3 protein-coding genes are annotated in these 1670 nt (G+C 61.3%); all 3 read left to right on the forward strand.

Going from position 1 to position 1670, the window contains the following annotated elements; all coding sequences use genetic code 11:
• A partial coding sequence (gene hemE / locus Q0L57_RS14590) for a uroporphyrinogen decarboxylase (protein WP_296743723.1) occupies positions 1-840 on the forward strand: 840 nt, incomplete at its 5' end.
• Positions 837-1373 (forward strand): protoporphyrinogen oxidase HemJ, encoded by a 537-nt coding sequence (gene hemJ, locus Q0L57_RS14595; RefSeq protein WP_296743725.1) that lies wholly within the window; start codon positions 837-839, stop codon positions 1371-1373. The genes hemE and hemJ, both read left to right, overlap by 4 nt.
• Before the next feature lie 178 nt (positions 1374-1551).
• A partial coding sequence (locus Q0L57_RS14600) for a Rho termination factor N-terminal domain-containing protein (protein ID WP_296743726.1) occupies positions 1552-1670 on the forward strand: 119 nt, incomplete at its 3' end.

Below are 1670 nucleotides of genomic sequence, written 5' to 3' on the forward strand. Positions count from 1 at the left end.
CGCTTCGGCTTCGATGCCTCGATCCTGTTCTCCGACATCCTCGTCGTGCCCAATGCGCTCGGGAGGGATGTCCGTTTCGAAGAGGGTCGCGGGCCGATCCTGGAACCGATCTCGGCGGCCGGGATTGCGGCGCTGGACAGCGAGATGTTTCACGTGAATCTCGAACCGGTCTACGAAACGGTGCGGCGTCTGCGTGCCAAGCTGCCCAATGAAACGACGCTGATCGGCTTCTGCGGGGCGCCCTGGACGGTGGCAACCTACATGATCGCCGGGCATGGCACGCCGGACCAGGGGCCGGCGCGGCTTTTCGCCTATCGCGAGCCAGAGGCCTTTGCGCGGCTCTTGAAGACACTGGCCGATCATTCAGCCGCCTATCTCATCCGCCAGATCGAGGCCGGAGCGGACGTGGTGCAGATCTTCGATTCCTGGTCGGGCGTGCTCGACGAGCCTTCCTTCGAGGCTTTTTGCGTAAAGCCAGTCGCCGAAATCGTGCGGCAGGTGAAGGCGGCGCATCCGGGCGTTCCGGTGATCGGATTCCCGAAGGGCGCTGGCGAGCGATACCGCGACTACAGGAGGAAGACCGGAATCACCGGTCTCGGCCTCGACTGGACCGTGCCATTGTCGATGGCAGAGGAGCTGCAGGCCGAAGGCGCGGTGCAGGGCAACCTCGACCCGCTGCGGCTGGTTGCCGGTGGCAAGGCGCTTACCGAAGGCGTCGATGCAATCCTCCGGTCGCTCGGCGATGGTCCACTGATCTTCAATCTCGGCCATGGCATCACGCCGGAGACGCCGGTGGCGCATGTCGAGGCCATGGTGAAACAGGTGAGGAGCCATCGATGAGCGAAACGGGCAACGCAAACAGCACCGGCCAGGCGATGAAGCGGATGGCCATCGGTATTGCGGTACTCGTCGTGTTGACGGCGCTGCTCTTCTTCGTGGCGCCGGACAGCTTCTATCCGTGGGCGAAGGCGATCCATGTGATTGCCGTCATCTCCTGGATGGCCGGCATGCTCTATCTGCCGCGGCTCTTCGTCTACCATGTCGATGCCGACAAGGGTTCCGTCCAGTCCGAAACCTTCAAGGTTATGGAGCGCCGGTTGTTGCGCGGCATCATCAATCCGGCGATGATCGCGACCTGGGTGTTCGGTCTCTGGCTGGCCTGGAAAGGGTTCGGGTTCCAGGGCGGATGGCTGCACGCCAAGATCCTGGCCGTGCTTCTGCTTTCAGGCGTGCACGGCTATCTCGCCGGCGCGGTCAGGAAATTTGCCGAGGACCGCAACGAAAAGCCAGCGAGGCACTGGCGGATCGTCAACGAGATCCCCACATTGTTGATGATCGTCATCGTCATACTGGTCATCGTGAAGCCGTTCTGAAGCTTCTCCGATTCCGCCAGGAGACCCGCAAAAGGCGGCTTGCTCTTTTGGACGACCAACTATAAAACACGGGTCTTCCTTCCCGTCATGCGCCGCCCCTTTTATCGCTTTCGGCCGCGCCCGGCATTTGTCGCATCCAGCCGATTTTTCTCCCCAAAGCCTACCCAGAGTCTATCTAATGCAAGAAATGAAACTCGCAGAGTTTAAGAACAAGAAGCCGCCAGAGCTGATCGCTTATGCCGAATCGCTCGAGGTGGAGAACGCCAGCGTCATGCGCAAGCAGGAGCTGATGTTCGC

Origin of the sequence: Mesorhizobium sp., assembly GCF_024509055.1 — a bacterium.
Classification (GTDB): Bacteria; Pseudomonadota; Alphaproteobacteria; order Rhizobiales; family Rhizobiaceae; genus Mesorhizobium.